Below are 1,782 nucleotides of genomic sequence, written 5' to 3' on the forward strand. Positions count from 1 at the left end.
GTTGCGGACGCCCAGGCCGCCGTCGCCGACGGCGAGGTACAGCAGGCCGTAGTCGCGGTCGTGGCGCTTGGCCGTCGGGTTGAAGTTGATCTCCTGGATGCCGTGCACCTGCCCGCCGAAGCCGATGCGCAGCACCTCCCGGCGGGTGCCGGCGAAGGTGTCGGCGGCCGGGTCGGTGGCCGTCCACTCGGTGATGACGCCGTGGTAGATCGTGCCGGCCTGGGCGTAGTCCGGTGGCGTGGTCGCCGCCGACGCCAGCTCGGTGTGGATGGTGTAGAACCGGCCGTTGACGCCGAACTCGGGGTGGAAGGCGACGTAGCCGAAGCCCTGGCCGAGCCCTCGGCCGGAGAAGAACCGGGGCGCGAACGTCGCCGCCACGTCGAGGTAGACGTGCGGCACGCCGTTCTCGACCAGGTAGAGGTTGCCGTTCAGGTCGGGCACCGCGCGCCGGCCGGAGCCGTCGGGCAGCTCCATGATGGTGTTGATCCGGGCGGTCCGCATGAGCCGTTGGTCCGTCGGCGCGGGGGTCGGGTACGACTGCGGGAAGCGGGCGTACTCGCTCAGGACCAGCCCGAGGCGGGACTGGGCCGGCATCTCCGGGATCGGGTCGTAGACCGCGTCGGCGGCTCGGGCGGGGCCCGCGACCAGGGTGGACAGCGCCACCACGAGGGCGGTGAGGCCGGCCGTCAGCGCGGACCGGCGGACGCGGCCGGGGCGGCGGTGGAGGATGCGCACGCGTGTCTCCTTCTCGGTGGGACGGTGCCGAGGGTGGTCAGCGGGCCATGCGGTCGTACTGCCTGCGCACGTCGCGCGCGGAGACCACGCTGTCGAGGAACAGCAGGCCGTCCATGCGGCAGTCGCAGGGGTTGCGCTCCAGCGTGTCCTGCGGGAAGCTCCCGCCGATCTTGATGCCCCGGGGGTCGGAGGCGGTGGTCACGTGCGGGCCGGGCCCCGACACGAGCCACGGGTCGTCGGTGCGGGTGTAGAAGCCGTCGACCGGTTCGCCGTTGCGATAGAGGGCCAGCGCGCCGGTGCCGAAGTCGAAGGTGGCGGCGAGGTGCACCCACTCCCCCACCGGCAGCAGGTCCCGCCAGTCCCGATTCGCGGCGAAGGTCTGCGAGTTGCCACCGTCGAGGCGGCGGCCGAGCGCGACGAGGCGCAGTTCGCCGTCCACGTCGATCAGCTCCAGCAGGGCCCGGACGCCGTGGCCGTCGGAGTCGCCGGTGAGCAGGCCGGCCAGCCCTATCGCGTTGTACCGGTCGTTCGGGTCGGCGTTGGTGGAGTTGAGCGCCGGGCTGTCCATGTTCAGCTTGAACCAGCCCATGATGGTGGTGCCGCCGGTGGCGCTGAAGGCGCGCAGCGTCCGCACCCCGCTGGCCGACCACGTTCCGGCCTTCCAGTCGTCGTTGCCGGTGGTCGCCGGGTCGACCTGCCGGGTCTGCACCGCGTTGCCGCTGCCCCGGTAGGCGTGGTCGGGCACCCGCATCGCCGCACCGCCGTTGATCAGCTCGATCTCGGTGCCGGAACGGCCCTGGTCACGCTCCAGGGCCGGGTCGCCCGGCACCGGGTGGTCGAAGTCGTACGCGGCGACGAGGTGCGCTCGCAGAGCCGGGTGGACGTCGTGCGCGGTGCTGCGGTCCGCCTGGGCCGGCGGCCCGCCGACGCCGGTCAGCACGCCGACCACCAGGAGCGAGACGGCGACGATTCGGGCTCTGGACATCGTTCACCTCGTTTCGCGGCACGCCGGTGCCCGCTACGTAAGCGCTTACGTAAGCGCTTACG

General features: G+C 72.5%; 1 protein-coding gene and 1 pseudogene. Both read right to left on the reverse strand.

The genetic code is table 11. The annotated features are described in order from the left end of the window. Positions 1-735: pseudogene (locus AB0J68_RS31875) on the reverse strand (hypothetical protein); the annotation flags it as partial. 37 nt (positions 736-772) lie between these two features. Continuing rightward, positions 773-1,720 (reverse strand): LamG-like jellyroll fold domain-containing protein, encoded by a 948-nt coding sequence (locus tag AB0J68_RS31880; RefSeq protein ID WP_355066519.1) that lies wholly within the window; start codon positions 1,718-1,720, stop codon positions 773-775. Positions 1,721-1,782: the final 62 nt, after the last annotated feature.

The sequence above is a fragment of the Micromonospora sp. NPDC049580 genome (assembly GCF_040675595.1).
In the GTDB taxonomy this organism is placed as follows: Bacteria; Actinomycetota; Actinomycetes; order Mycobacteriales; family Micromonosporaceae; genus Micromonospora.

Bases quoted from the DNA above. Each gene is read 5' to 3' on its own strand.
- AB0J68_RS31880 (WP_355066519.1), bottom strand. From the start codon at position 1,720: ATGTCCAGAGCCCGAATCGTCGCCGTCTCGCTCCTGGTGGTCGGCGTG.